Raw genomic sequence first — 24,394 nt, 5'->3', positions numbered from 1 at the left:
ACCACCGAATTTCTTCGCACATACAGTTGCAATCGCAGCTGTTAAAGTTGTTTTACCATGGTCAACGTGACCGATTGTGCCCACGTTAACGTGTGGCTTATTACGTTCAAACTTAGCCTTAGCCATGAGATCTTCCTTTTTGAATTACTCATGCAGGATCGCTGCATGAGCACTTGGTTTTTAACTATAAATTAGTTTGGGCTTATAGTAATCCAAAGATTACTCGTCGTCACCTTTTTTACCGCCAGACTGGAATTTAGCAATAATGCCTTCCGCCACGTTACGTGGAGTTTCAGCATATTTAGAAAATTCCATAGAGTAAGTTGCACGACCTTGAGACATAGAGCGCATTTGAGTTGCGTAACCAAACATCTCAGCCAGTGGAACTTCAGCGCGAATAGCCTTAGTACCGCCAGGCAGATCGTCCATACCTTGAACCATACCACGACGACGGTTAAGGTCACCCATGATATCGCCCATATAGTCTTCTGGCGTTTCTACTTCAACTTTCATGATTGGCTCAAGAAGGATAGGATCCGCTTTCATGAAACCATCACGGAAGGCATAAGAACCTGCCATTTTGAATGACAATTCGTCAGAGTCGACATCGTGGTAAGAACCGTCGAACAATGTCGCTTTGATGCCAACTACTGGATAACCAGCAAGGACACCATTCTTCATACGTTCTTGGATACCTTTGTCAACCGCACCGAAGAACTCTTTAGGTACTACACCACCTACAACTTCTTCAGCGAATTCGTAATCTTTACCAGCATCTTCAGCAAGCGGTTCTAAACGTACGTATACGTGACCGAATTTACCTTTACCACCAGTTTGACGTACGAATTTACCTTCTTGTTCAACCGATTTTTTGATCGTTTCACGGTAAGAAACCATTGGTTTACCAATGTTTGCTTCCACACCGAATTCACGCTTCATACGGTCAACAATAATGTCCAGGTGAAGCTCACCCATACCAGCAATAATGGTTTGGCCAGATTCTTCATCAGTACGTACACGGAATGATGGATCTTCTTTTGCCAAACGGCCTAAAGCAACAGACATTTTTTCTTGGTCAGCTTTAGTTTTAGGCTCAACTGCAAGTGCAATTACTGGCTCTGGGAATTCCATACGCTCAAGTGTAATCACTGCATTTTCATCACACAGCGTATCACCAGTCGTTGTATCTTTAAGACCTACACACGCTGCGATATCGCCTGCACGAATTTCTTCGATATCCTGACGATCGTTTGCGTGCATCTGTACGATACGGCCTACACGTTCACGCTTCATTTTCACCGGGTTATAACACGGGCTACCCGCTTTTAGAACACCAGAGTAAACACGTACGAAGGTTAAGTTACCTACGAATTTGTCGTTCATGATTTTGAACGCAAGCGCAGAGAACGGTGCATCATCAGACGCTTCACGAGACGCTTCAGTTTCGTCTTTGTCGTTAAGGATACCCTTAATCGCTGCAACGTCAGTCGGTGCTGGCAAGAATTCAATCACCGCGTCCAACATACGTTGAACACCTTTGTTTTTGAATGCTGAACCACACATTGCCGGTTGAATTTCACAAGCTAATGTACGAGTACGTAAACCTGCAACGATGTCTTCTTTAGAAAGATCACCTTCTTCCAGGTACTTATCCATGAGTTCTTCTGATGCTTCAGCAGCAGCTTCAACCATGTTAGTACGCCACTCTTCAGCAGTCGCTTGAAGTTCAGCAGGAATCTCGCCGTATTCAAACTTCATACCTTGAGAAGCTTCATCCCAGATGATTGACTTCATTTCGATCAAGTCAACAACACCAGTGAAGTTTTCTTCTGCGCCCACTGGAACAACAACTGGTACTGGATTCGCACCAAGACGAGTTTTCATTTGCTCGATAACGCGGAAGAAGTTCGCGCCAGTACGGTCCATCTTGTTGATAAATGCAAGACGTGGAACGCCATATTTGTTTGCTTGACGCCATACAGTTTCAGACTGAGGCTGTACACCACCTACAGCACAGTAAACCATACACGCACCGTCAAGAACACGCATAGAACGCTCAACTTCAATCGTGAAGTCAACGTGTCCCGGGGTGTCAATTACGTTAATACGGTGTTGGTCGAACTGGTTAGCCATACCTTTCCAGAAGCATGTTACAGCTGCTGAGGTAATGGTAATACCACGTTCTTGCTCTTGTTCCATCCAGTCAGTCGTTGCTGAACCTTCGTGAGTTTCACCTAGTTTGTGGCTCTCACCTGTATAGAACAAAATACGTTCAGAGGTAGTTGTTTTACCTGCGTCGATGTGCGCAGAAATACCAATGTTACGGTAACGAGAAATTGGGGTTTGACGTGCCATGATTTCTAGCATTCCTAAATTTTGTTGTTTAAAACAGGACGCTTTAAGCTGCTAGCAACTTAAAGCGCTTTGATGACAATTGCGTGAAAGCAATGTTGTCATCTTCCTGATTAGGGCCTGTTTTATGTGCTTAGAAACGGTAGTGAGAGAAGGCTTTGTTGGCTTCAGCCATACGATGCACATCTTCACGTTTTTTAACCGCTGCGCCTTTGCCTTCAGATGCATCAAGCAACTCGCCAGCAAGACGTAAAGCCATAGTTTTTTCAGAACGCTTAGCAGCAGCATCTACCAACCAACGCATCGCTAGAGCAGTACGACGGGATGGGCGTACTTCCATAGGAACTTGATAAGTAGCACCACCAACACGGCGTGCTTTTACTTCGACCATAGGACGAACTTTTTCAAGCGTAGCTTCAAAGAATTCAACCGGGTCTACTTTAGATTTTTCTTGAACGCGTTCTAAAGCACCGTAAACGATACTTTCAGCAATAGATTTTTTACCATCTTGCATTACGTGGTTCATGAATTTAGCGATTGTTTGGCTGCTGAACTTAGGATCCGGAAGGATTTCACGAGCAGCAACTACGCGACGTCTTGGCATTTTAAACTACCTATATATATGACACTTCAGGTTAATCCAGCAGTAGCACAAAGTGTCATGTGCATTCGCTGGCCTTACTACACGTCGCTTGAATTTTCACAAAATTAAATGAAGAAATCAGACAAGCGAGACGATAAAGGATTACGGTTCTACAGTCTTAGAAAATTGTTCTTAAACAATTATTTCTTAGGACGTTTAGTACCGTATTTAGAGCGAGACTGGTTACGATCTTTAACACCAGCACAGTCTAAAGAACCACGAACAGTATGGTAACGTACACCTGGTAAATCTTTAACACGACCACCACGGATCAGAACAACACTGTGCTCTTGTAGGTTATGGCCTTCACCACCGATGTAGCTAGAAACTTCAAAACCTGAAGTTAAGCGAACACGGCAAACTTTACGCATTGCTGAGTTAGGTTTTTTAGGTGTAGTTGTGTAAACACGTGTACAAACACCACGGCGTTGTGGACAAGCCTTTAACGCAGGAACTTTAGATTTTTCAACTAAAGTCGTACGACCCTTGCGGATCAACTGATTTGTTGTTGCCATGTGGCAATTCTCCCGTTAATAAAAAGCCCCAAAAAACTACTACTTTTTGAGGGCATGCAATTGTAAGTCAAGATGGAAAATCGGTCAATATATCTGTGCCAGACAAAGTCCGATAAGTTCAAGACTTACACTATTCATTACAGCATCATTTACTGCTTGTTTTTTGATTTTTTAGCACTATTTTTTGTAACATCTTCAGCTTTCTCGGTAGCTTGCGGCTGCTTAGCCTCCACTGCCTGATCCTTCTGTTCCGCCGCATCGATATTTTCTGCTGTAGTAACAGTTTCAATACTTTCAGTATTTTCTGATGGCAGGCCCAACTCTTCGTCCAAGGCGGCATCCGCATCAAAAGCATCTTTAGGAATTGCAGGCTGCTGCATGTGTTTATCTGCTACCGGCTCAACCAATTGATCTGTTAGTTTATCCAGCCCTTCTCTGACTTTTTCATCTTCTTTCACTTCAGCATCTTCAGGACTCAAATCCTGTTGTTGTTTTTTAACCAGCTTCACCTGAGTGATATGATCATTTCCTTCAAGCGTAATTTCTTTGTCTAAAACTGGCTTGTCTGGCGCAGGAGCAACTTCTTCAGCCTCATTTTTTTCCAGTAATTTCGGTGCAGCCTGCTCTAACAGACTCATCGCTTTTTCATAAGCTGAATATGGCGATAAACTCGCTCCTTGATGCTGTAACAGATACTGACGCGCATGCGAGAAAACGTCCTGAGCTTTTTGATTCACATCATCCACAAAACGATGGCTATATACTGCACCAATTCCCGCACTAGCCAGTGGAGTCAGCTTAGTTAACTGCTCTAGAATAGAAAACTTCGACATATGGTTCATCCAATCCCATTTCATGCTGCCATCTTCTTTACTGAGCCATTTTTTCAGAGCTTCGATATCATTATCCGAGCCCAGCATGTTCTGTAATTGAGAGAGATCATGAGTTTTAAGGGTATTGCTGATGGCTTTCAGACCGAGCAGCAAGGTCTGTTTTTCTGCAATCAGGCTGAGATCAATCTGTTTAAAAATATGCTGGACGATTTCTTGGTCATCTTCTTTATTCAGGTCGAAACCATAAGAACGGCCCACCTGATAAATGGTACGTAAAGCCAGTAATAACGACGCGGGAATATCAATTGCCGTTCCCACGACACCTGTGGTACCAGTCACTGCACCCTGTAGCGTAGCAATCCATTTATTCTGTTCGCCAAAAGCCTGAGAAAGACGCTTTGAGCGGTCTATGTCCTGAGTCAGCTCTTCCAGCTCTCGTGCACCTGCTTCATCCAGAATGGCATCAACTGAACTCATCTGGTTACTGAAATGATTTAAATGGTCAAAGAAATAATCCGATACTTTTTCAGTAAGCTGCGGAGAAACAAAATGTGCCACGTTATTGACGGTATTAAAGCGACGGCCCAATAACTGACGGGAAACATTCGGGAGATGCTCACGCAACATCTGCTTTGGATTTTCATATTTTTTTGCTGTAAACGGACTTTTCACTTTGGCTGAACCCTCAATTATGGAATTATTATTTAAAACTTTACCGACTTTAGTAACCGAATCAGGTGCGACATGATGTAACAGATCCAATCCTGTTGAGCTGAACTTTTTCGCCACTCCAAACGCATTCGAAATCAGACCATTAGATGATTTATTATTAGCATTTCCCATTTTCCACCTCAGCATGCACGTGCTTGTATTTGGTATAAATACTAGGTGTAGTCAGCATTTATCTCAACCTTATTCTGTTTCATTTGGTAAAAGCCCCCCACAGCACTTTATGAACTCAATTCACTGTCACACGGCATAACATTTGCCATAAGATTTCAAAAACCTTTCTGCTATGATGTTCACCATCGTAAAACAGGTGTCAGCGCCATATTTCGCTGTTTTTACAAGGCCAAATATCTCCCTCTGACCCAGAGATAAACTATAAGGATCTGTAGATGAAACGTGTTGTCATCACTGGTATGGGTATTAACTCGTGCATCGGTAATACATTAGAGGATGTAAACCATTCTTTACAAAACGGGATTTCAGGAACACGTTTTAACCCGACTTATGCCGAACTGAATTTTAAAAGCCATGTCAGTGCAGCTGCTGAACAGGATTTCGATGGAATCGACCGCAAACTGAAACGCTTTATGGGCGTCTGCGCCATGTATGCTTATAACACGGCTATCGCAGCAGTTGAACATGCAGGCTTAAAACAGGAAGACCTGGCCAATAATCCGCGTTATGGTATTGCAGGCGGTTCAGGTGGCAACTCGACGGCATCTGTTGTAGAAATGGTTAAACTGCTGGAAGAAAAAGGCGCACGTAAAGTTGGTCCATTCTTCGTACCACGCAACATGTCCAATACGATTACAGCAAACGTGGGCGTGGCTCTAAAACTTCAAGGTGTAGCACATTCAATCACCAGCGCATGTGCAACCTCTGCCGATGCCATTGGTTATGCGTACAACCTGATTCAGCTGGGCAAACAGGACCTGATGCTGGCTGGTGGCGGTGAAGAAGATCACTGGTCACAAAGCTTGCTGTTTGATGCAATGGGCGCGCTGTGCTCTAAATATAACGACACGCCTGAAACAGCTTCACGTCCATACTCGGCAGACCGTGATGGCTTCGTCATTGCTGGCGGTGGCGGTTTCGTAGTGCTTGAGTCTCTGGAACATGCGCAGGCGCGTGGTGCCAACATTCTGGCAGAAGTGGTGGCGTATGCGGCTAACTCTGATGGCGCGGATATGGTTGCCCCAAGTGGTGAAGGTGCAACACGCTGTATCCTGATGGCACTGGAAGAAGCCAAGCAACATGGTGTCGATAAAATTGACTATGTGAATACACATGGTACCTCTACGCCAGCGGGTGACGTGACCGAGCTTAAAGCAATGGAGCGCGCATTTGGTAAAGGTCAGGTTCCTCCACTGAGTTCAACTAAATCCATGACCGGTCATAGCTTAGGTGCAGCGGGTGTTCAGGAGGCCATTTACTCAGTTCTGATGATGCAGAACGATTTTATTGCACCAAACATCAACGTGACTGAACTGGATGAAGGCGCAAAACCATTTGATATCGTACTTGAAAAACGTGATGCAAAACTGAATACTGTGATGAGTAATAGTTTCGGTTTCGGCGGCGTAAATGCCTGTCTCGTTCTCAAGAAATGGGAAGGTTAAGCTGCCCCAAATAGGGTGACTTGATGGATGCTCCTTCTGATGCTTTCTTGTGGGTAAAAGCATTACATATTATTGCTGTGGTATGCTGGTTCGCTGCCCTGTTCTACTTACCACGGCTTTATGTCTACCATGCGATGAGTGAAGATGCGATCAGCCATCAACGCTTCCAGATCATGGAACGCAAGCTGTACCGCGGCATTATGTGGCCTGCAATGATCGCCACCTTAATTACCGCACACTTTTTGGTAGAGTGGGGCGATGCAACGCGCCACTATCATGAAGCCTTATGGTTTTACCTGAAAGTGGGTCTGGTCGGCTTACTGGTGATTTACCATCTGGTTTGTGGTTATTACCGCAAGCAACTGATGAAAAATGCGCATTACAAGTCCCACAAATTTTGGCGTTTTTTTAATGAAATGCCGACCTTCATTCTATTTGCAGTGGTGATTCTGGTGGTGGTTAAACCCGTCTTCTAATATCATAACAAAATAAAAAAATCCCCGATCATTCGGGGATTTTTTTATTTAACCGTTACTCTCCAGAGAGTAACTGTTGACGCTTGCGTGCACGTGGTTTGTATAACAGGTGATAAGTCGCAAATAAAATCATCAGCCAGAGCGGACTAATCATGAGGGCCTTCATGGTATCCGGTTCCAGGCTAAGAATGACCAGCGCAAAGAACAAAAAGATCAGCACGATATAAGACATCCAGATACCACCGGGCATTTTAAAGCTGGACGCTTCATGCTTTTCTGGCTGCTGCTTACGGTAGCGGATATAACACACCATGATCAGGCTCCAGATACTGATAAACAGGATGACACAGAGCGCACTCGCCAAGGTAAAGGCTTCCATGGTATTCGGCACAAAATACTGAAATACCGCACCGGCCATAATAAAACCACAGGAAAACAGCAGGCCTTTAGCCGGAACTGCGCGCTTGGAAAGCTCAGCCAGCCCCTGAGGTGCCTGTCCGCCACGAGCCAAACCAAATAGCATACGGCTGGTGGAAAATACTCCACTATTCATAGAAGACATGACCGAAGACAGCACTACCAGGTTCATGATAATCGCTGAAACAGGAATACCTGCATGCAGAAACAGCGTCACAAATGGGCTTTGATCAGCTGGAATTTCTACCCATGGGGTCACTGACATAATAACCAGTAAAGACAGTACATAAAACAGGATAATCCGTGTCGGGATTGCATTCACGGCTTTCGGCAGGTTCTTTTCAGGATCCTTGGTTTCAGCCGCCATTGTTCCTAACAGCTCCACCCCAACAAAGGCAAACATGGCAATCTGGAAGCCAGCCAGGAAGCCCATGGCTCCTTTCGGGAACATGCCATCATGCACCCAGACATTACTCAAGCTGGCAACCGAACCACCAGGTGTCTGAAAATTACTAAAGATCATATAGCCACCGATGGCAATCAGACCCAGAATAGCCAGAATCTTGATCAGGGCAAACCAGAATTCAATTTCGCCAAACAGTTTGACTGTAAGCAAGTTAATTCCAAGCACCAGAAGTACACAACCCGCACTGATCAGCGCTTGCCCCAAAGGGGTAAAGACCATATCAGGTGGCAACCAGAAGTTCAGATAATTGATAATCGCGGCCAGATCGGCAATACCGACCAAAACCCAGCCCAGCCAGTAAGACCAGCCAATATAATAACCGGCACCCGGACCAATCAGGTCATGCGCCATATCAATAAAAGATTTATAGTGCAGATTGGATAGCAGAATTTCCCCTAATGCGCGCATCAGAAAAAAAAACATTGCCCCAATGATCATGTAGATAAATAAAATTGAAGGGCCTGCCAGCGCAATGGTTTTACCAGAACCCATAAACAGGCCTGTTCCAATGGCGCCGCCAATCGCAATTAATTGTAGATGCCGGTTGGAGAGTTTACGTTGCAACTCATGGGGAGACGCTTGCGTCGCGTCAGTACGGGGAGGTGTTTTCATATCTGAACATCCTTTTAAACATCTACAGGACTTACAAAAAAACTCTTCAAATTCGATCCTGAACTGAAGAGTTAATGCTGCTCACCCCAAAGGAGTGAGCTTGAGCCTGTCTAATGTACTGCAGTTATTTACTAACCGATATAAAACCATAGTTCTATCTAGGCTTGAGCTGCGATCACCGCAATCTCGATCAACCAGTCAGGATTAACCAGATCGGCCTGAATGGTGGCACGTGCAGGTGTACCACAACCTTCCATCCAGTTAATCCAGAGTGCATTCACCTGTTGAAAATCTGCCAGATTTTTCACAAATAGCTGTGCAGACAACAGACGGCTTTTATCCGTCCCTGCCAGTTCCAGCAACTGATCAATCTTGGCCAGCACTTCTTTAGTCTGACCCTCAATATCAAGATAGGTACTGTCCGGTACCTGGCCTGACAGATAAACTGTCTGCTGATGAATGGTCACAGCACTCATGACCTGATTACTGTTTAAACGTTGAATATTTGCATGTTCCGTCATGAATTTCTCCTCGGTTTGCATTTGATATTTTAAAATTTGCAAGCGTCTATTTGGATAGGCACCCGCGCTGTGATAGCACACATAAGTTCATAACCTACAGTGCCTGAACCTGCTGCCACCTCATCAATGGGCAAAACAGCCCCCTTAACAGACTGCCCCCACAGCACCACTTCACTTCCGGGCTGTGCCTGCGGAACAGGCCCCAGATCAACAGCCAGCATATCCATACTGACCCGGCCCAAGGTGCGGGTTCTAATCCCATCGACCAGAACTGGAGTTCCGGTTTGGGTAATGCGCTGATAACCATCCGCATAGCCACAGGCCACAATTCCGACCTGCATTTCCTGCTCGACCACAAAACTGGAGCCATAGCCAATCGTATTGCCGGGTGGCACCTGCTGCACCGCAATCAGTTCACTGCGTAGGCTCATGGCCGGTTGCAAATTCCAGTGCGCGATACTATGCGCCGGATAGTCCGGTGAACTGCCATAGAGCATAATGCCGCTACGCACGATATCTGAATGCAGCTGCTGATGTCGGAGAATGGCTGCGCTATTGCTCAGCGAGATTTTGCCCGGCAGACCTTGGGTCGTTTGAGCAAAAACCAGTTGCTGATGTTCAATGCCCTCTCGGCCCAAACGCATGCTATCGGCATCAGAGAAATGTGTCATATGGCTAATTGAGCGTATCTGCCGGATGCTTTGCAGTTCTTGAAATACTGCGGCATATTGTTCGGGCAGAAATCCGAGCCGGTTCATGCCGCTATTCATTTTCAGAAATACATCCAACTGAACTTCTGGTTGCAGACTGACAAATGATTTAAGCCATTCCAGCTGATGCGGAGCATGAATGGCAAAGGCCATTGCATACTTGGCACAGTCAAATAAATCTTCTAGACCAAAGATACCTTCTAGCAATAATAGCGGTTTGTCGCAGCCCAAGGCTCTGAGACGTTTGCCTTCAGCAATATCTAGAAAGGCAAAGCCATCCGCCTGTTGCAAGGCCGGATATACCCGCTCAATGCCATGCCCATAGGCATCTGCCTTAACCACGGCAAAGACCTGACTTTGGGCTGCAAAGGAACGGGCGACTTTCAGGTTATGTTTTAGTGCCTGTTGATGAATGACCGCGTGAATTGGACGTGGCATAACTCGCTTCCCTGAATCCAAAAATCCTTAAAAACTGCTTAAGCTGCCTGCTGATAACGGTTCAGCGACAAGCCCTCAGTACTGATTTCAGGCGTTTGACCCAACACCAGATCACTAATCAGCTTTCCTGAACCACATGCCATAGTCCAGCCCAAAGTTCCGTGTCCGGTATTCAGGAACAGGTTTTTATAACAGGTTTCACCAATAATCGGGGTACTGTCCGGCGTCATTGGACGTAAACCAGTCCAGAAACTGGCCTGCTCCATGTCTCCACCCGGGAACAGGTCACGAGTCACCATTTCTAGAGTCGCACGGCGATCTTCATTTAGGCCTAAATTAAAGCCGGTCAGTTCTGCCATACCACCCACCCGGATACGCTGGTCAAAACGGGTCAGGGCAATCTTGTAGGTTTCATCCAGCACTGTCGATTCAGGTGCATGAGCAGCATCCACAATCGGAATGGTCAGTGAATAACCTTTCACCGGATAAACCGGTAAATCCAGATGCAATGGTTTTAAGAAATCACGTGAATAACTACCAAAAGCCAGCACATATTTGTCAGCAGTCAGCACCTTGCCATTCACCTCAACACCTTTGATTTGATCCCCTTCCACAATCAGTTTTTCAACATTCTGATTAAAGCGAAATTCAACTCCCATATCCTTGGCATAGTTTGCAAGCGCATTGGTAAACAGGTAGCAATCCCCAGTCTCATCATTCGGCAAATGCAGGCCACCCACCAGTTTGTCCTTGGCTTCGGCCAGAGCAGGTTCAACCTTGGCCAGTCCATCGCGGTCTAGCAGCTCAAATTCAACACCCGTTTCTTTCAGGACTTCAATATCTCGCTGGACTGCCTCTACTTGTGCCTCTTTACGGAAGATCTGTAAGGTTCCTTTAGAGCGGTTTTCATAAGAAATACCGATATCACGACGCAAATTGCGTAAACAGTCACGGCTATATTCTGCCACGCGCACCATACGTTCTTTATTGACGGCATAATGCTGGGCATTACAGTTTTTCAGCATTTGCGCCATCCATTTCAGCTGCCACAAGCTGCCATCGACATTAATGGCCAGCGGTGCATGATGCTGAAACATCCACTGCACAGCTTTAAACGGAATACCAGGTGCGGCCCATGGCGTCGAATAACCTGGAGAAATCTGGCCGGCATTACCAAAACTGGTCTCTTCAGCCGGCCCTGCCTGGCGATCAAGAACAGTGACCTCTGCTCCCTGCTGTGCAAGATAGTAGGCACTTGTGACTCCAATGACTCCACCACCCAGTACAATAACGCGCATGACATGATCCTCAATGACATTTATAGTTTATTTCACTAGTATATTTTTGGTTAAATAGTGAATTTCACTGTTTTATGAGGATTAATCCAGTGAATCAGCCAATTTTATCGTGCGAATTTAAAAAAGAGAGGAAATAACAAATGCGTAAACTGGACCGGGTAGACCGCATGATTCTAGACATCCTGCAACACGATGGACGGATTGCCATTAGTGAGCTGGCCGCCCGGGTCAACCTGTCGACAACGCCCTGTTCAGAACGGGTCAAACGACTGGAACGTGATGGTATCATCATGGGATATTACGCCCGTTTAAATCCCGCAAAGGTTGAGCGCAACTTGCTGGTTTTTCTGGAAATCAAGCTCTCTGCAAAATCTGGCGATGTTTTTGATCAGGTGGCGCGGGATTTAATCGAAATCCCGGAAGTACTGGAATGTCATCTGATTTCAGGTGAATTTGATTATCTGGTCAAAGCGCGCCTCAAAGAAATGAGTGCGTACCGTCGGCTACTTGGCGATTTACTCAAAAAACTACCCTCTTCCGCATCTTCGCATAGCTATATTGTGATGGAGGAAGTAAAAGAAAGTTTATATCTGGATGTCGGACTTTAAGCATTTGCTCAGACCCTTCCAAAACCTAAAAACAGCAAAGCCCCCTATCCGAGGCTTTGCTATGAGATATTGATCTAAATAAAATGGATTCGGCTCCTCTGTTTAGATAGATCAAGAGGATCATTTAAACCTCAGGTAGGAATACGCAACACCTGACCCGGGAAAATATCATCTGCGTCTTTTAATAAAGGGCGATTGGCCTGAAAGATTTTATTATACTGGTTGGCATCGCCATAAAAATCCTTGGAGATTTTAGATAAAGTGTCTCCAGATTTGACGGTATAAAATTTACTTTCCGCTTCAGGATTGCTTACAGTCAACTGATCATCAACTTGGGCTACATGATCAATATTTCCCACTGCCAAAATAATTTTTTCACGGTCGGCCTGACTCTGTACTTCTCCGCGTACGGTGGCCAGATCGGTCGTCGAATTATAACTAATTGATAATCCGCTAATCGGTAGGCCCAAACTCTTTACATGCCCCAATAATTTATTGGCAACTTCTTGTGCAGAAGGTTCTGCTGCGGCAGCTTGTGGCGTAGTTTGTTGTGGCTCTGCGGCAGCCGTATTTTTCTTGCCTATCCCTTTTACGAAATCAAAAATCCCCATATCCCAACTCCTTTCTCATCGTTAATTAAGATCATTGTTATTAGTATAGTGAAAGCGGCAGATACAGAGTTATACATTGGTAAGCAAGAGTAATGGACTGTAAAGACTTTAAAATCTTTTTAGACAAAAACAAAAAAACCACCTGAATGGTGGTTTTTAAGTTCAGCCCAAGAGCTGAAAATCAGTAATTAACCCAGTTTCTTAGAAACATAGTCAATTGCAGATTGAACAGTGGTGATTTCGTTAGAATCTTCATCAGGAATCGTGATGTCGAAGTCATTTTCGAAAGACATAACAAGCTCGACCAGGTCTAGAGAGTCAGCACCCAAGTCATCCATGAAAGATGCTTCGTTTTTAATCTCTTCGACTTTGATACCAAGTTGTTCTGCAACCGCTTGCTTAACGCGTTGTTCGATATCGCTCACAGGAATTCTCCTCATTGCTTGTGGCGTTTTTAATGCCGTTAGTTTAATTGAATCTAAAAAATTTGGAAAGTTAATACATGTGCTGTTTAGCTCATGTATAAACCACCATTTACGTGAATGACTGTACCGGTAATGTAACTGGCTTTTTCAGAAGCCAGAAAACTTACCGCATTAGCGATATCCTGTGGATCACCTAAACGGTTTAAAGCCACCTGATCACTCATCTTCTTGCGAATTTCTTCACTTAACTGTTCTGTCATTTCAGTCGCAATAAAGCCCGGTGCAACTGAGTTGACTGTAATCTGACGGCTGCCCATTTCCTTGGCCAGACTGCGGCCAAATGCCTCAATTCCTGCTTTTGCCGCAGAATAGTTGGCCTGTCCCGGGTTGGCAAAGTGCGCGACCACAGAACTGATATTGATAATGCGGCCAAAACGCGCCTTGGTCATACCTTTCAGGACACGTTTAGACAAGCGATAGACAGCTTTTAGATGAATGTTCAGGATGTCATCCCAGTCATCTTCCGACATACGCAATAACAGGTTGTCTTTGGTAATTCCGGCATTATTCACCAGTACCAGTACCGAACCGAAGTCTTTTTCAATCTCGGTTACCAGCGCATCAATAGCAGCACCATCGCGCACATCCAGAACCTTGCCTGCACCCTGCTCTGCAAACTGTGCAGAAAGTTTTTCCGCACCAGCTTCAGAAGTTGCAGTTCCTACCACAAAATAACCGTCTTGAATTAATTGTTGTGCAATTGCCGCACCAATACCACGGCTTGCACCTGTCACCAAGGCAACTTTACGTTCCTGTGTCATGCAATTTTCCCTTCTGCCACCAATACGGTGTTTAGTGCATCTTCCAGACGAGACTGAGTATCGAGTGGAAGTGCTTTTTCAATTTTTGGTAAACGTTTTGCCATATTGGCCAATACATTCCCCGGACCACATTCTACGATGTATTCAATTCCTTCATCTTGCAGGAATTGTAGGGTTTTGGTCCATTGTACCGACTCATAAAGCTGCGCCGTTAAAGCCTGACGAAGCGCATTAACATCAGTCGCTGCTTGAGCGCCTACATTTTGTAATACAGGTATACGCGGCATCTCAATGGCACTTTGTTCCAAAGCCTGAGCAAACTGCTCAGCGGCAGGTTTCATCAACGAGCAGTGAGATGGAACTGAAACTGGCAATGCAATGGCTTTGCCGCCATTTTCTTTGGCCAGTGCCATCACTGCTTCAACGCGTTCCTTATTGCCCGCAACCACTACCTGACCTTGTGCATTATAGTTGGCTGCTTCAACCGAACCCTCACCTGCTTCAGTCGCCTGTACACACAGTTCAATAACTTTAGCATCATCCAGACCCAGGATCGCTGCCATAGCACCCACACCCTGAGGAACAGCCGTTTGCATCAGCTTACCGCGCAGGTTCACCAGTTTCACAGCATCGCCTAGACTCAAAGCACCTGCTGCAACCAGCGCACTGTATTCACCCAGTGAATGACCGGCCAGATATTTTGGCGCTACACCGCCCAGCTCTAGCCATACGCGCCATAAAGCAACCGAGGCAGTCAGCAGTACAGGCTGGGTAAATTCAGTCTGGTCTAAGCCTTCACCGCTTTGAGCGATTTGCCACAGATCAAAACCTACCGCTTCGGACGCTTCTGCAAAGGTCTCACGAATACCGGCAAACTGTTCTGCCAGTTCAGCCAGCATGCCGGTTTTTTGTGAACCCTGGCCCGGGAATACAAAAGCAGTTTTGCTGGCTTGAGCTGCTTGTTCGAGCTGTTGAGCAGACATAAATAAATCCTTTCATTCAAGAGGTGGCTTTGAATTAAGGGTCATTTGATTGACCAATCCAACCACCTAACTCATGGTGGAGCGCAATTTAACATGGAATTTTGCTGTCTGTAATTGCCAAATACAACAAAATCTGCGGCTTTGGCTTTATAAAGACCAAAAGCAGACATAAAAAAAAGGGAGCTTAATGCTCCCATTTTTTCTACTAAGCTCTAACGCTTAATACATCACCAATTATTCAGCAGATGCTTTAGCGAATAATTGACGACCACGGTAGATACCATCTTTAGATACGTGGTGACGACGGCGAGTCTCACCAGTAGCTTGGTCTACAGTTAATGCATTCTCGGTTAAAGCGTCATGTGAACGGCGCATGTCACGGCGAGAGCGACTTTTACGGTTTTGCTGAACGGCCATGATGGCTCCTTACAAAGATCGAAAAAATGGATCAGAACAAATTCGATTGTCTTATACCTATGAGTATAACACAAAAATTAGTTAAGTTTACCCTTCAAAGCAGCCAAAGCTTCAAACGGATTATCCCGTTTTTCTTCAACTAACTCTTCTTGAGCAGGCTGGTGCTTATGCTCACAAACATCATGCTTAGGAGACAAAGGCAACAACAATAACAGCTCATCTTCTATCAGTGCCAGTAAATCAGCAGTCGCCGGTGCATCATAATCACCTTTGCTCGTTGCTTCACTTTCACCTAGGACGATGAAATCAGCATCCTCATCCAAGCGCTCTATCAGTGACTCATCATCTACAAGAGCCAAATGGAAATCTGAAACAAGTTCAATTTCTACAGGCTCCAGACAGCGCTGGCATTCCATAGGAACTTTTGTTTCAACGTGACCATTTAGCCATGCAATGCGATGATAGGCATCCATTGATAGCTTACAGTCTATGTTAATCAATTGATCATCAATTGATCCAACAGCTTCACGAGCAATACGAACAAAGCGGGATAAAGGCAGTTGACCTGACCATTTAAAGCCCTGTTCAGCCCATTTAAACGGCTCAATCTGTGCCGGAAAGGTATTTGCTGACATAATTAAGGCGGCAATTCTACAAATTCATCAGTACTCTGTCAAAGATTAAGATACAATTTTGTACTTATTTAGACAGACCATTTGGGTAACTTAAGTCATGCATCTGTTGCAGCCGCAAACAGAAGTGAATATTTCATCACTCGTTAGCACACTTTCAACGCCTGATTCTGATAACTCACTCAAGCAAGTGCAACTCTCACTCTGGGCGAATTTATCCTCAGAAGCAGAACAGGTTGATTGGCTCATCTTACACTTTAATCACTGGTTTTCCCACTTAAATGTCAGCTTAGTTCGTGGTGATTTTGAACCAGAATATTTCCCGGCCAGCTCGGACGGTCCGGCAAGAATCCAGTTTGCTCATGGCTTTTTCAACAGCGCCCTGCATGAGATCAGTCACTGGACCATTGCTGGCGATGAGCGCCGCAAACTGCCAGACTTGGGCTATTGGTATGCGCCAGATGGCCGGACCCAGGAGCAGCAGGCCTTATTTGAACAGGTGGAAATCAAGCCGCAAGCAATTGAGTGGATGTTTGCCACCGCCTTTGGACGTAAATTCCGGGTTTCTTTAGATAACCTGACTGGTGAAGGCGGGGATGGAACCAGCTTTAAAGACAATGTTCATGCCCAGGTGCAGCGCTATTTTAATGGCGACGCCAGACTGCCACGCGATGCCAATCGCTTCATTGAGTATATTTGCACCTGTACGCGTAACGGCGAAAGTTTACAAGCTCATGAGTTTTTACGTGAAATGCTTGATTAGATTACACAAATCTACCTGTTTATGATTGCCAGTGGCTCAATATGCGCTTCATAATAGAGCAATGGCAGAGTTTGGAGGAATATTTATGCTGCATTTACGTGTACACCCGGATAATCCGCAACCTCGTTTAATCAGCCAGGCGGTCGAGCGTATCCGTGCCGGGGATGTGATTGTTTATCCTACCGATGCGGCCTATGCAATTGGCTGCCAGATCGGAAATAAAAATGCCATGGAACGGATTGCACAGATTCGTGGACTTGGCCCCAAGCATCAATATGCCATTCTCTGCTGTGACCTGTCCGATATTGCGACCTATGCCAAAGTCGACAATGCCATGTATCGTTTGTTGAAAAATAATACACCGGCCATCACTACCTTTATTTTACCAGCCACCAGTGAGGTGCCACGCCGCCTGATGCATCCAAAGAAGAAAACTATTGGGCTGCGTATTCCCAGCAATCAGGTCTGCCAGATGCTCCTTAAAGAGCTGGGGGAGCCTTTGCTGACCTCCACCCTTATTCTTCCCGGTCAAGATGATCCTCTGGATGATCCTTTTGATATTGAAACCCAGCTCGGCAAGCGTATTGATGTATTTGTAGATAGTGGTCTGGGAACCTTAAGTACCACCTCAATTGTAGATCTTTCGGGGGAAAATCCGGAAATTGTGCGTCGCGGCGTAGGTGATGTAAGTGCTTTTGAATAAATCCCGTAAATAGATTAAAAAATACAGGAGGCATATAAATGGATTTATTTTATATCCTCCTGAATTATAATGCCTTTCCGGCACATCAGCTGATTTATGCAGAGCAGCCTTGGACCTTGCAATCAAGAGCCATACTGGTCGAAGCTAGTTCTTCTCCGGTCTTACATCTTGACCAGATTGAATATAGGTTCTTTCTTGAGCTTTCTTGGGTTCACAGACTTTTCCAGCTCTATTCAAACCAGAATTTATGTCTGGCCAGCAGCTATCAACGTATGATTGAATTCGCCTTACGGCAACAGTCCGATTGACGAATTCAGCACCTTTATGTTCAATTCCAAGCTATAGATACTTTCAGCAAGTATTTTAAAGAGCTTCAAATACATAAATAACTTAAACCAAGAAAGTTCGATCTTGTGCCCTTCATTTGTGGACGCTTTAGCCTCTGTGATTCCAAGCTTTTTGAATGCTTGCATGACTCAGGAGAAAGTTGACCATGCGATGTAGTGTATCGTTTGAAATTTCATGAGTTCATATCGCTCAATCAGATAATGCTGATCTATACTCATTTTCATGCACTCCAACACATCTAAACTCACCATAGAATTCTGCGAGAAGCTTTCACTCTATTGAGCTTTTTATGAGGATAGAGCAGATTTCAAATACATGAATAGTGGATTTAATTTCGCGTTTTTAGCAAAATTATTTTCAAACAATTTATTTAGCAAGTTTTTTACCGTACAATAACGCCACTCTTTATGTGCTTTTTCTTTCGATACAATATCGAAGTCCTAGCCCTTTCATGCCTTTGAAAATTCGCGTGGCCTATAATTGTAATGAATCAAACGACCTCTAGTGTGGTGGAATCAGCTCTGCAAATCCGTGTATTGGATGAGTGGCAAGATCAGATTCCAGAGGACCTCTATATCCCGCCTGCCGCATTTGAAATTCTGTTAGAACATTTTGAAGGCCCACTCGACTTCTTAATTTACCTGATTCAGCGCAACGGTTTTGATTTATTACAGGTCGATATTGCACCGATTGCGTCACAGTATTTATCTTATATGAATGCCATGAAGTCCCTGAATATTGAGCTGACAGCTGATTATATGGTGATGGCCGCATTATTGGCGGATCTTAAATCGCGCTTACTGCTTCCCAAGCCTAAAACAACTTCAACTGTCGAGCAAGATCCAAGGCAGGAACTAATTGACCGTCTGGAAAATTATCTACGGATTAAACAGGCAGCAGAGCATCTTGGGCAGATGAGTGTTCTGGAACGTGACACTTTTGCTACCAATGTCAGCCTGGGTGAGTTTATCCAGCCCAATGAAGGCCACAATATTGACCTGCTCCGGGATGCGCTGCTGTGTGTTTTTAATCGTCCTGAACCAGTCATTCATCAGGTTCAGCAAGAACCGGTGTTACTCGAAGAGCGGATTGCTTATATTGAAAGTTGTATTGAATCGGGTGAAGTGCTGTTATTTGATGCACTATTAAAACCGAGTCAGGGCCGCATGGGCATGGTCGTGACTTTTATGGCCGTACTGGAACTGACTCGCCAACAAAAAATCCAGATTATTGCTACAGGCGTAGAAGCCCCGCTCGCAATTCAAGGAGCTCGCTCATGACCCTCGATCCAGCCAGTCCTTTATCTGCCGAAGATAACCGGCATGAAGTGTTAATGCAGCTTGAAGCGATTATATTCGCCAGTGATTCAGCCGTGTCATTGGCACGCCTCAAGGAAGCGTTTCATGACCGTTATAGCAAGCAGGAATTGCGCCAGTATTTACAACAGCTCTCGATGCTATTCCATGGCCGGTCTATTGAACTGATTGAAACGGCCCAAGGTTACCGTTTTCAAGTCCGTGCAAAATATCGTAAAATTATTGCACAGACCTGGCCTGAGCGACCAACACGTCTCTCGCCTGCCTTACTGGAAATACTTGCAGTCATTGCGTATCACCAGCCGGTCACACGAGCCGATATTGAACAGATTCGTGGAGTCACCAATAACAGCCAGATTTTGCGTACGCTGTTTGACTGGAACTGGATTAAGGAATCCGGGTTTCGTGAACTCCCGGGAAGACCTGCGTTGTTAGTCACAACGCCACAATTTTTGAACGCTTTTGGCTTAATCAGTTTAGGCCAATTGCCTCCCTTACAGAATGCCAAGGAAGCTTTTATGATGCTCGATACAAATGGATTGACATCATAAATAGGTGAACTGTTGATAATTATTTCTAAGGTTATGCTGTCATGAGTGAAAAATTGCAAAAGGTACTTGCACGTGTTGGTCTGGGTTCTCGCCGTTATATGGAAGAAGTCATTGCCGCTGGACGTGTAAGTGTAAATGGGCAAATTGCCCAAGTGGGAGAACGTATTGAACCAGGTGATGAGCTTCGCATTGATGGTCGTAAGGTTCATTTCCAGATTGAAGATGAAATTCGTCGTCGTGTACTGATTTATTATAAGCCTGAAGGCGAAATCTGTTCGCGCAATGATCCTGAAAGCCGTCCAACGGTATTTGATAATCTGCCTGCTCTGGCAAATGATCGCTGGGTAATGGTCGGCCGTCTGGATATTAACTCGACCGGGTTGCTACTGTTCACCAATGATGGCGAACTGGCGAATCGCTTGATGCACCCTTCAAATGAAATTGAACGTGAATATGCCGTTCGTGTCATGGGTGAAGTAACTCCACAATTGAAAAACAACATGCTAAAAGGTGTGGTACTGGATGATGGTCCGGCCAAGTTTGAGTCTTTCTCTGAGCTGGGTGGCGACGGTATTAACCGCTGGTATCAAGTAGTAGTAAAAGAAGGTCGTAACCGTGAGGTGCGCCGTATTTTTGAATCACAAGGCCTTAAAGTCAGCCGTCTGTTACGTACACGTTATGGCACGGTAATTCTGCCACGTGAGCTGCGTACAGGTCGCTGGATGGAACTGGATAAACAGGATATTGATAACCTGACCAAAGCAGTTGAGCTCAAGCCGCGCCAAGGTACGGGTCTATACGGTATGGCAAAACGCCGCAATGAACGTATGCAGGAAAAACCACTGGCAGCACGCCGTGGGGGGTATTTGCGTCAGCAACGTCGTGATACCGATGATCAGCCACAAAATACTCATGGCCGTGAAGATAGTGGTTTTGTACGTCGTGAAAACCAGAACGGTACCCAGTTCGCACGTCGTGACAATCGTCATGAACAGGGTTTTGGTCGTCGTGAAGAGCGTGATGAAAATGCACCGCGTCGTCCTTATGGCATCAACAAAGGCTTTAAAAAGTTTTAAGCTTTCATTAAGATAGAGTCACTTCGGTGGCTCTTTTTTTTGCAAGAACAATAATAATGAGCCAATATTATCATCCTGTGGCACCTCAGGCTTCCCGGCTTTATGGTTTCTACATACTAATGCTAGTGCATTTTATGCTGGTTCATTACAGCAGCTGGCAAAGAGCAAATCCAGAACGCCGCTCTATCCCTTTCAGCGATATTCATTTTCTTCGTGATTTCAGTACACAGCCTCTAAAAATACTGGATCCATGGACCTATATACTGATCGGATCCTCTCTGTTATTGGTACTAGTAGTCCATATTATAAAAACCTATCGGGTACTTGTTATTTCCGAGGGCAGTACCGCTTGGGCGCTCTTTGCTGATCCTTCTCATAAGATATGTAAATTCAGTAAGGTTCAACAGATGTAATCTAGTGTGATTCCTCCTGCAGACCAGCAGCAGACTTGGCTGCTCCGCTTCCATACAGCCGCACAGGATCATGATCTTAACCTTAGTCTGTTCAGTACAGCCGACCAGAATCTGATACATATGCAGCTATCCCACCTGTTTCCTGAGAACATCGTTCAGTCATAAAAAATGCCCAACAATGTGGGCATTTTTATTTGGAACTTAAAATATTATTGTGGAATCCCTTGCGGAATGGCGCTGAGTAAACGCTTGGTATATTCATGCTGCGGAGATTGATACAGTTCATCTGAATTGGCGATTTCTACCAATTCCCCCTGATTCAGTACCATGATCTGATCAGAAATATATTTCACTACCGACAAATCATGTGAAATAAAAATATAACTCAGGCCAAATTCATCCTGTAAATCCTGTAGCAAATTCAGTACTTGAGCCTGAACCGAGACATCTAGTGCCGAGACCGATTCATCACAGATTAAAATCTCGGGTTTTAAAGTCAGACAACGTGCAATCGCAATCCGCTGACGTTGTCCCCCTGAAAACTCATGCGGATAACGGTCAAAGGCCTGCACCGGCAGGCTGACCCGTTTCAGTAGCTCCAGTGCCAGCTGTTTACGTTCTGCATCATTCGCACCAATGTTATGAATCTGCATCGGCTCCATCAGAATCTGGCCTACGCTAAAGCGTGGATTGAGTGAGGCATAAGGATTCTGGAAAACGATCTGAATCTTGCGTTGGTATGGCTTAAATTCTTTTTCTGACATGGACAGAATATCCTGTCCCTGAAACAGGGCCTGACCGCCTGTAGCTTGGTGTAAACGCATCAGCAACAGTCCAATGGTGGTTTTTCCAGAACCTGATTCACCAACCAGACCCAAGGTTTTACCTTTGGCCAGCTGAAATGACACCCCCTTCACCGCCTGAAATTCTTCTTTTCGAAATAGGCCTTTGGGGCTATAAAATGATTTATTCAGATCGCGCACATTCAGAATAATTTCTTCATTGCCCTTTAAGCCTCGGCTACGTTCTGTCAGCTTTTCAGGATTTGGAGGCACATTTTCAAACCATTGCTCTCCTTTTTGCTGGATAAAGTCACTGATTACCGGCAGACGCTGTGGCCGATGAGAAAGCTGAGGCCGACAATGTAAAAGCGCTTTGGTATACACGTCTTTTGGATGCTCAAGTACGGATTTGACTGCTCCCTGTTCACGGATTTCTCCATCACGCATTACAATGACCTGATCTGCAATTTCAGCGACCAAGGCCAAGTCATGACTAATCAGCAAAATTGACATTTGCCTGCGCTGACGCAAGGATTCAAGCAAGTCTAGAATCTGCTTTTGAATGCTCACATCCAGCGCTGTGGTCGGCTCATCGGCAATCAGGAGTTTAGGCTCGCAGGCAATCGCCATAGCAATCATCACCCTTTGCTGCTGTCCGCCAGATAGTTGGCCCGGATAAGCATCAATCCGGGCTTCCGGTGAAGGAATACCCACTTCCTGCAACAGCTCCAAAGTTCTCTGACGGGCCTGTTTTTTATTCATGCCCAAATGCAGTCTTAATACTTCTGCAATCTGCATACCAACCGTAAAGACCGGGTTGAGCGAAGACATGGGTTCCTGAAAAATCATGGCGATATCTCTGCCACACATCTGGCGCATTTTACAGACAGGTAGTGTAAGCAGATCCTGTCCTTCAAACATAATTTTACTGTCGGGAGAAATCTGGCTATTTTCAGGGGCCAATAGTCCCATGGTGGCCAGCGCAGTCACAGATTTTCCACTTCCCGACTCTCCGACCAAGGCTACGGTGGTATTGGCGGGGATATCGAACGAAATACTTTTGACCGTTTCGATATACTGTTGATGTTCATCTTTAAAACTGACGCGCAGATTTTCTACACGGAGCAATACAGGGACTGGATGAAAGTTCTGATCAGACATGTTGGCTCCTATTTCAGTTTGGGATCTAATGCATCACGCAGTGCATCGCTAAACATCGAAAATGCCGTCACCAACACCGCCATGGCAATGGAAGCGGCTGCCAGTTGCCACCATTTTCCTAAAATCAGCTCACTTTGTGCTTCATTCAGCATGCTGCCCCACGACACCACACCTGTCGGTACACCAAAGCCCAAGAAGCTTAAAATCACTTCAGACTTGATAAAGGCCACCACCAGAATGGACATCTGTACCAGCGCAATATGGCTTACATTGGGAAAAATATGCACAAACATACGGCGCATATGGCTGACCCCTATAGCTTTGGCAGCCAGTACATATTCACGTGAAGTGTGCTTCATATACTCAGCCCGTACCAGACGAAATACCCCGGTCCAGCCCGTCAGTCCTAAAATCAGGATAATGGCTAGAATACCTTTTTGCTGCAATACCGCCGCAATGGCCAGTATCAGTAACAGATAAGGAATTGAGGTAAAAATATTATAAAACCAGTTCAGTGCATCATCGACCCAGCCACTGAAATACCCTGCGACTGCACCCAATAACGTGCCGATAGCCACCGACATTACTGCGGCAACCAGCCCCACCAGAATCGAAGTTTCTGCACCTTTAATGGTTTTTAGCAGTATATCCTGTCCCCATTTATCTGCACCAAAAATCAGGCTCTGTTTCAGCTCATTGCGCTGATCTATTAACTGGCCTCCCAGTTCCTGTTCGATGGCCAGCATATCTTCAGCCAAAGGATCGACCACCCCATAATCCTCTATGATCTGACCTGCTCCCTGCACAGTAGCAACTTGCAGATTTAATGCCGTGCCGTTATTTTGTAAAGGCTCGACTGGTTTTCCTGATGCCGCTCTGAGCTGGCTTTCTTCAGGAAATGAAACCTCGACTGCCGGGGTACTCTTCATAAAAGTGGGAGGTGCATAGCTCACCGCCACTTCCTGATCCCAGTCTTTGGCAAGCATGCCACTGAGAGATAAGATCAGCAGCAGAAAATAGAATCCAACAATCCACAACGACAACATGGCAATACGGTCACGCTTTAGACGGCGCCAGGCCAGTTGCCATAATCCGCTTGAGGCAGATGCAGCTGTCTGGTGAGCCTGCGTTCGTTTTAAAATGGCACTCAGCATA

The 24,394-nt window shown here is 45.3% G+C and carries 26 protein-coding genes; 9 read left to right on the top strand and 17 right to left on the bottom strand.

Annotated features, from left to right (window positions below; translation table 11 throughout):
- From E2K74_RS09995 to E2K74_RS09975, 5 genes are all read right to left on the bottom strand, one after another.
- Nucleotides 1-126: GTP-binding protein (locus E2K74_RS09995; RefSeq protein WP_227518531.1), on the bottom strand; the 126-nt coding region annotated here is incomplete at its 3' end.
- Between the two features lie 93 nt (nucleotides 127-219).
- On the bottom strand, nucleotides 220-2,355 hold the full coding sequence (gene fusA / locus E2K74_RS09990; protein WP_151203691.1) for an elongation factor G: 2,136 nt from the start codon (nucleotides 2,353-2,355) through the stop codon (nucleotides 220-222).
- A gap of 130 nt (nucleotides 2,356-2,485) precedes the next feature.
- Complete coding sequence (gene rpsG, locus E2K74_RS09985) at nucleotides 2,486-2,956, bottom strand: 30S ribosomal protein S7 (protein ID WP_151203689.1); 471 nt, start codon at nucleotides 2,954-2,956, stop codon at nucleotides 2,486-2,488.
- Nucleotides 2,957-3,135: 179 nt separating this feature from the next.
- Entirely contained in the window at nucleotides 3,136-3,510 is a 375-nt protein-coding gene (gene rpsL, locus E2K74_RS09980) for a 30S ribosomal protein S12 (protein ID WP_002050319.1), read from the bottom strand.
- Nucleotides 3,511-3,659: 149 nt separating this feature from the next.
- Nucleotides 3,660-5,186: an EcsC family protein gene (locus E2K74_RS09975; protein WP_151207358.1), complete on the bottom strand. Its 1,527-nt coding sequence runs from the start codon at nucleotides 5,184-5,186 to the stop codon at nucleotides 3,660-3,662.
- A 275-nt stretch (nucleotides 5,187-5,461) separates the two neighbouring features.
- Between E2K74_RS09975 and E2K74_RS09970 the strand changes: the two genes are divergently transcribed.
- Nucleotides 5,462-6,691 carry a beta-ketoacyl synthase N-terminal-like domain-containing protein gene (locus tag E2K74_RS09970; RefSeq protein ID WP_151207356.1) on the top strand — a complete coding sequence of 410 codons (1,230 nt, stop codon included), beginning with the start codon at nucleotides 5,462-5,464 and terminating at the stop codon, nucleotides 6,689-6,691.
- 23 nt (nucleotides 6,692-6,714) lie between these two features.
- Entirely contained in the window at nucleotides 6,715-7,167 is a 453-nt protein-coding gene (gene hemJ / locus E2K74_RS09965; protein ID WP_151207354.1) for a protoporphyrinogen oxidase HemJ, read from the top strand.
- Nucleotides 7,168-7,222: 55 nt separating this feature from the next.
- Here the strand turns inward: hemJ and E2K74_RS09960 are convergent, their stop codons facing one another.
- From E2K74_RS09960 to E2K74_RS09945, 4 genes are all read right to left on the bottom strand, one after another.
- A complete protein-coding gene (locus E2K74_RS09960) occupies nucleotides 7,223-8,662 on the bottom strand; it encodes an amino acid permease (protein WP_151207352.1) in 1,440 nt (479 codons plus the stop codon).
- 158 nt (nucleotides 8,663-8,820) lie between these two features.
- Nucleotides 8,821-9,183 carry a RidA family protein gene (locus E2K74_RS09955; RefSeq protein ID WP_151207350.1) on the bottom strand — a complete coding sequence of 121 codons (363 nt, stop codon included), beginning with the start codon at nucleotides 9,181-9,183 and terminating at the stop codon, nucleotides 8,821-8,823.
- Between the two features lie 29 nt (nucleotides 9,184-9,212).
- Nucleotides 9,213-10,331, bottom strand: coding sequence for an alanine racemase (gene alr, locus E2K74_RS09950; RefSeq protein ID WP_151207348.1), 1,119 nt, complete (start codon nucleotides 10,329-10,331; stop codon nucleotides 9,213-9,215).
- A gap of 38 nt (nucleotides 10,332-10,369) precedes the next feature.
- Entirely contained in the window at nucleotides 10,370-11,629 is a 1,260-nt protein-coding gene (locus E2K74_RS09945) for a D-amino acid dehydrogenase (protein ID WP_151207346.1), read from the bottom strand.
- A 140-nt stretch (nucleotides 11,630-11,769) separates the two neighbouring features.
- Here E2K74_RS09945 and E2K74_RS09940 point away from each other — a divergent pair, with 140 nt between their 5' ends.
- The gene (locus E2K74_RS09940; RefSeq protein WP_151205518.1) at nucleotides 11,770-12,237 is read left to right on the top strand and encodes an Lrp/AsnC ligand binding domain-containing protein; all 468 of its coding nucleotides are present in this window, start codon (nucleotides 11,770-11,772) and stop codon (nucleotides 12,235-12,237) included.
- 131 nt (nucleotides 12,238-12,368) lie between these two features.
- Here E2K74_RS09940 and lysM read toward each other — a convergent pair whose 3' ends face one another.
- The 6 genes from lysM to E2K74_RS09910 form a co-directional block, all read right to left on the bottom strand.
- On the bottom strand, nucleotides 12,369-12,848 hold the full coding sequence (gene lysM / locus E2K74_RS09935) for a peptidoglycan-binding protein LysM (protein WP_151207344.1): 480 nt from the start codon (nucleotides 12,846-12,848) through the stop codon (nucleotides 12,369-12,371).
- A gap of 188 nt (nucleotides 12,849-13,036) precedes the next feature.
- The gene (acpP, locus tag E2K74_RS09930; protein WP_004893297.1) at nucleotides 13,037-13,273 is read right to left on the bottom strand and encodes an acyl carrier protein; all 237 of its coding nucleotides are present in this window, start codon (nucleotides 13,271-13,273) and stop codon (nucleotides 13,037-13,039) included.
- A gap of 86 nt (nucleotides 13,274-13,359) precedes the next feature.
- On the bottom strand, nucleotides 13,360-14,094 hold the full coding sequence (fabG, locus tag E2K74_RS09925; protein WP_151205520.1) for a 3-oxoacyl-ACP reductase FabG: 735 nt from the start codon (nucleotides 14,092-14,094) through the stop codon (nucleotides 13,360-13,362).
- Entirely contained in the window at nucleotides 14,091-15,077 is a 987-nt protein-coding gene (fabD, locus tag E2K74_RS09920; protein WP_151207342.1) for an ACP S-malonyltransferase, read from the bottom strand. The genes fabG and fabD overlap by 4 nt, the downstream gene beginning before the upstream one ends.
- Nucleotides 15,078-15,311: 234 nt before the next feature.
- A complete protein-coding gene (gene rpmF / locus E2K74_RS09915; protein ID WP_151204915.1) occupies nucleotides 15,312-15,494 on the bottom strand; it encodes a 50S ribosomal protein L32 in 183 nt (60 codons plus the stop codon).
- 77 nt (nucleotides 15,495-15,571) lie between these two features.
- Entirely contained in the window at nucleotides 15,572-16,129 is a 558-nt protein-coding gene (locus E2K74_RS09910) for a YceD family protein (RefSeq protein ID WP_151207340.1), read from the bottom strand.
- A gap of 97 nt (nucleotides 16,130-16,226) precedes the next feature.
- On the opposite strand from E2K74_RS09910, the gene E2K74_RS09905 reads away from it, so the two are divergent.
- The 6 genes from E2K74_RS09905 (at nucleotide 16,227) to rluB (ending at nucleotide 20,883) form a co-directional block, all read left to right on the top strand.
- Nucleotides 16,227-16,889, top strand: coding sequence for an elongation factor P hydroxylase (locus E2K74_RS09905; RefSeq protein ID WP_151207338.1), 663 nt, complete (start codon nucleotides 16,227-16,229; stop codon nucleotides 16,887-16,889).
- A gap of 85 nt (nucleotides 16,890-16,974) precedes the next feature.
- Complete coding sequence (locus E2K74_RS09900; RefSeq protein ID WP_151207336.1) at nucleotides 16,975-17,592, top strand: L-threonylcarbamoyladenylate synthase; 618 nt, start codon at nucleotides 16,975-16,977, stop codon at nucleotides 17,590-17,592.
- Nucleotides 17,593-17,630: 38 nt separating this feature from the next.
- Complete coding sequence (locus tag E2K74_RS09895) at nucleotides 17,631-17,900, top strand: hypothetical protein (protein WP_151204911.1); 270 nt, start codon at nucleotides 17,631-17,633, stop codon at nucleotides 17,898-17,900.
- Between the two features lie 525 nt (nucleotides 17,901-18,425).
- A complete protein-coding gene (locus tag E2K74_RS09890) occupies nucleotides 18,426-19,220 on the top strand; it encodes a segregation and condensation protein A (RefSeq protein ID WP_151207334.1) in 795 nt (264 codons plus the stop codon).
- On the top strand, nucleotides 19,217-19,807 hold the full coding sequence (gene scpB, locus E2K74_RS09885) for an SMC-Scp complex subunit ScpB (protein WP_151204909.1): 591 nt from the start codon (nucleotides 19,217-19,219) through the stop codon (nucleotides 19,805-19,807). Before E2K74_RS09890 ends, scpB begins: the two co-directional genes overlap by 4 nt.
- 41 nt (nucleotides 19,808-19,848) lie before the next feature.
- Nucleotides 19,849-20,883, top strand: a complete 1,035-nt coding sequence (gene rluB / locus E2K74_RS09880) for a 23S rRNA pseudouridine(2605) synthase RluB (RefSeq protein ID WP_151204908.1) — start codon at nucleotides 19,849-19,851, stop codon at nucleotides 20,881-20,883.
- Nucleotides 20,884-21,505: 622 nt separating this feature from the next.
- On the opposite strand, the gene E2K74_RS09875 is transcribed toward rluB, so the two are convergent.
- Both E2K74_RS09875 and E2K74_RS09870 read right to left on the bottom strand, forming a co-directional pair.
- Nucleotides 21,506-23,239, bottom strand: coding sequence for an ABC transporter ATP-binding protein (locus E2K74_RS09875; RefSeq protein WP_151207332.1), 1,734 nt, complete (start codon nucleotides 23,237-23,239; stop codon nucleotides 21,506-21,508).
- An 8-nt stretch (nucleotides 23,240-23,247) separates the two neighbouring features.
- Nucleotides 23,248-24,393, bottom strand: a complete 1,146-nt coding sequence (locus E2K74_RS09870; protein WP_151204906.1) for an ABC transporter permease — start codon at nucleotides 24,391-24,393, stop codon at nucleotides 23,248-23,250.
- Between the last annotated feature and the right edge of the window lies 1 nt (nucleotide 24,394).

Origin of the sequence: Acinetobacter sp. RF15B (genome assembly GCF_007558235.1) — a bacterium.
Taxonomy (GTDB): domain Bacteria; phylum Pseudomonadota; class Gammaproteobacteria; order Pseudomonadales; family Moraxellaceae; genus Acinetobacter; species Acinetobacter lwoffii_C.
This window is presented reverse-complemented; position numbering and strand designations above follow the sequence as displayed.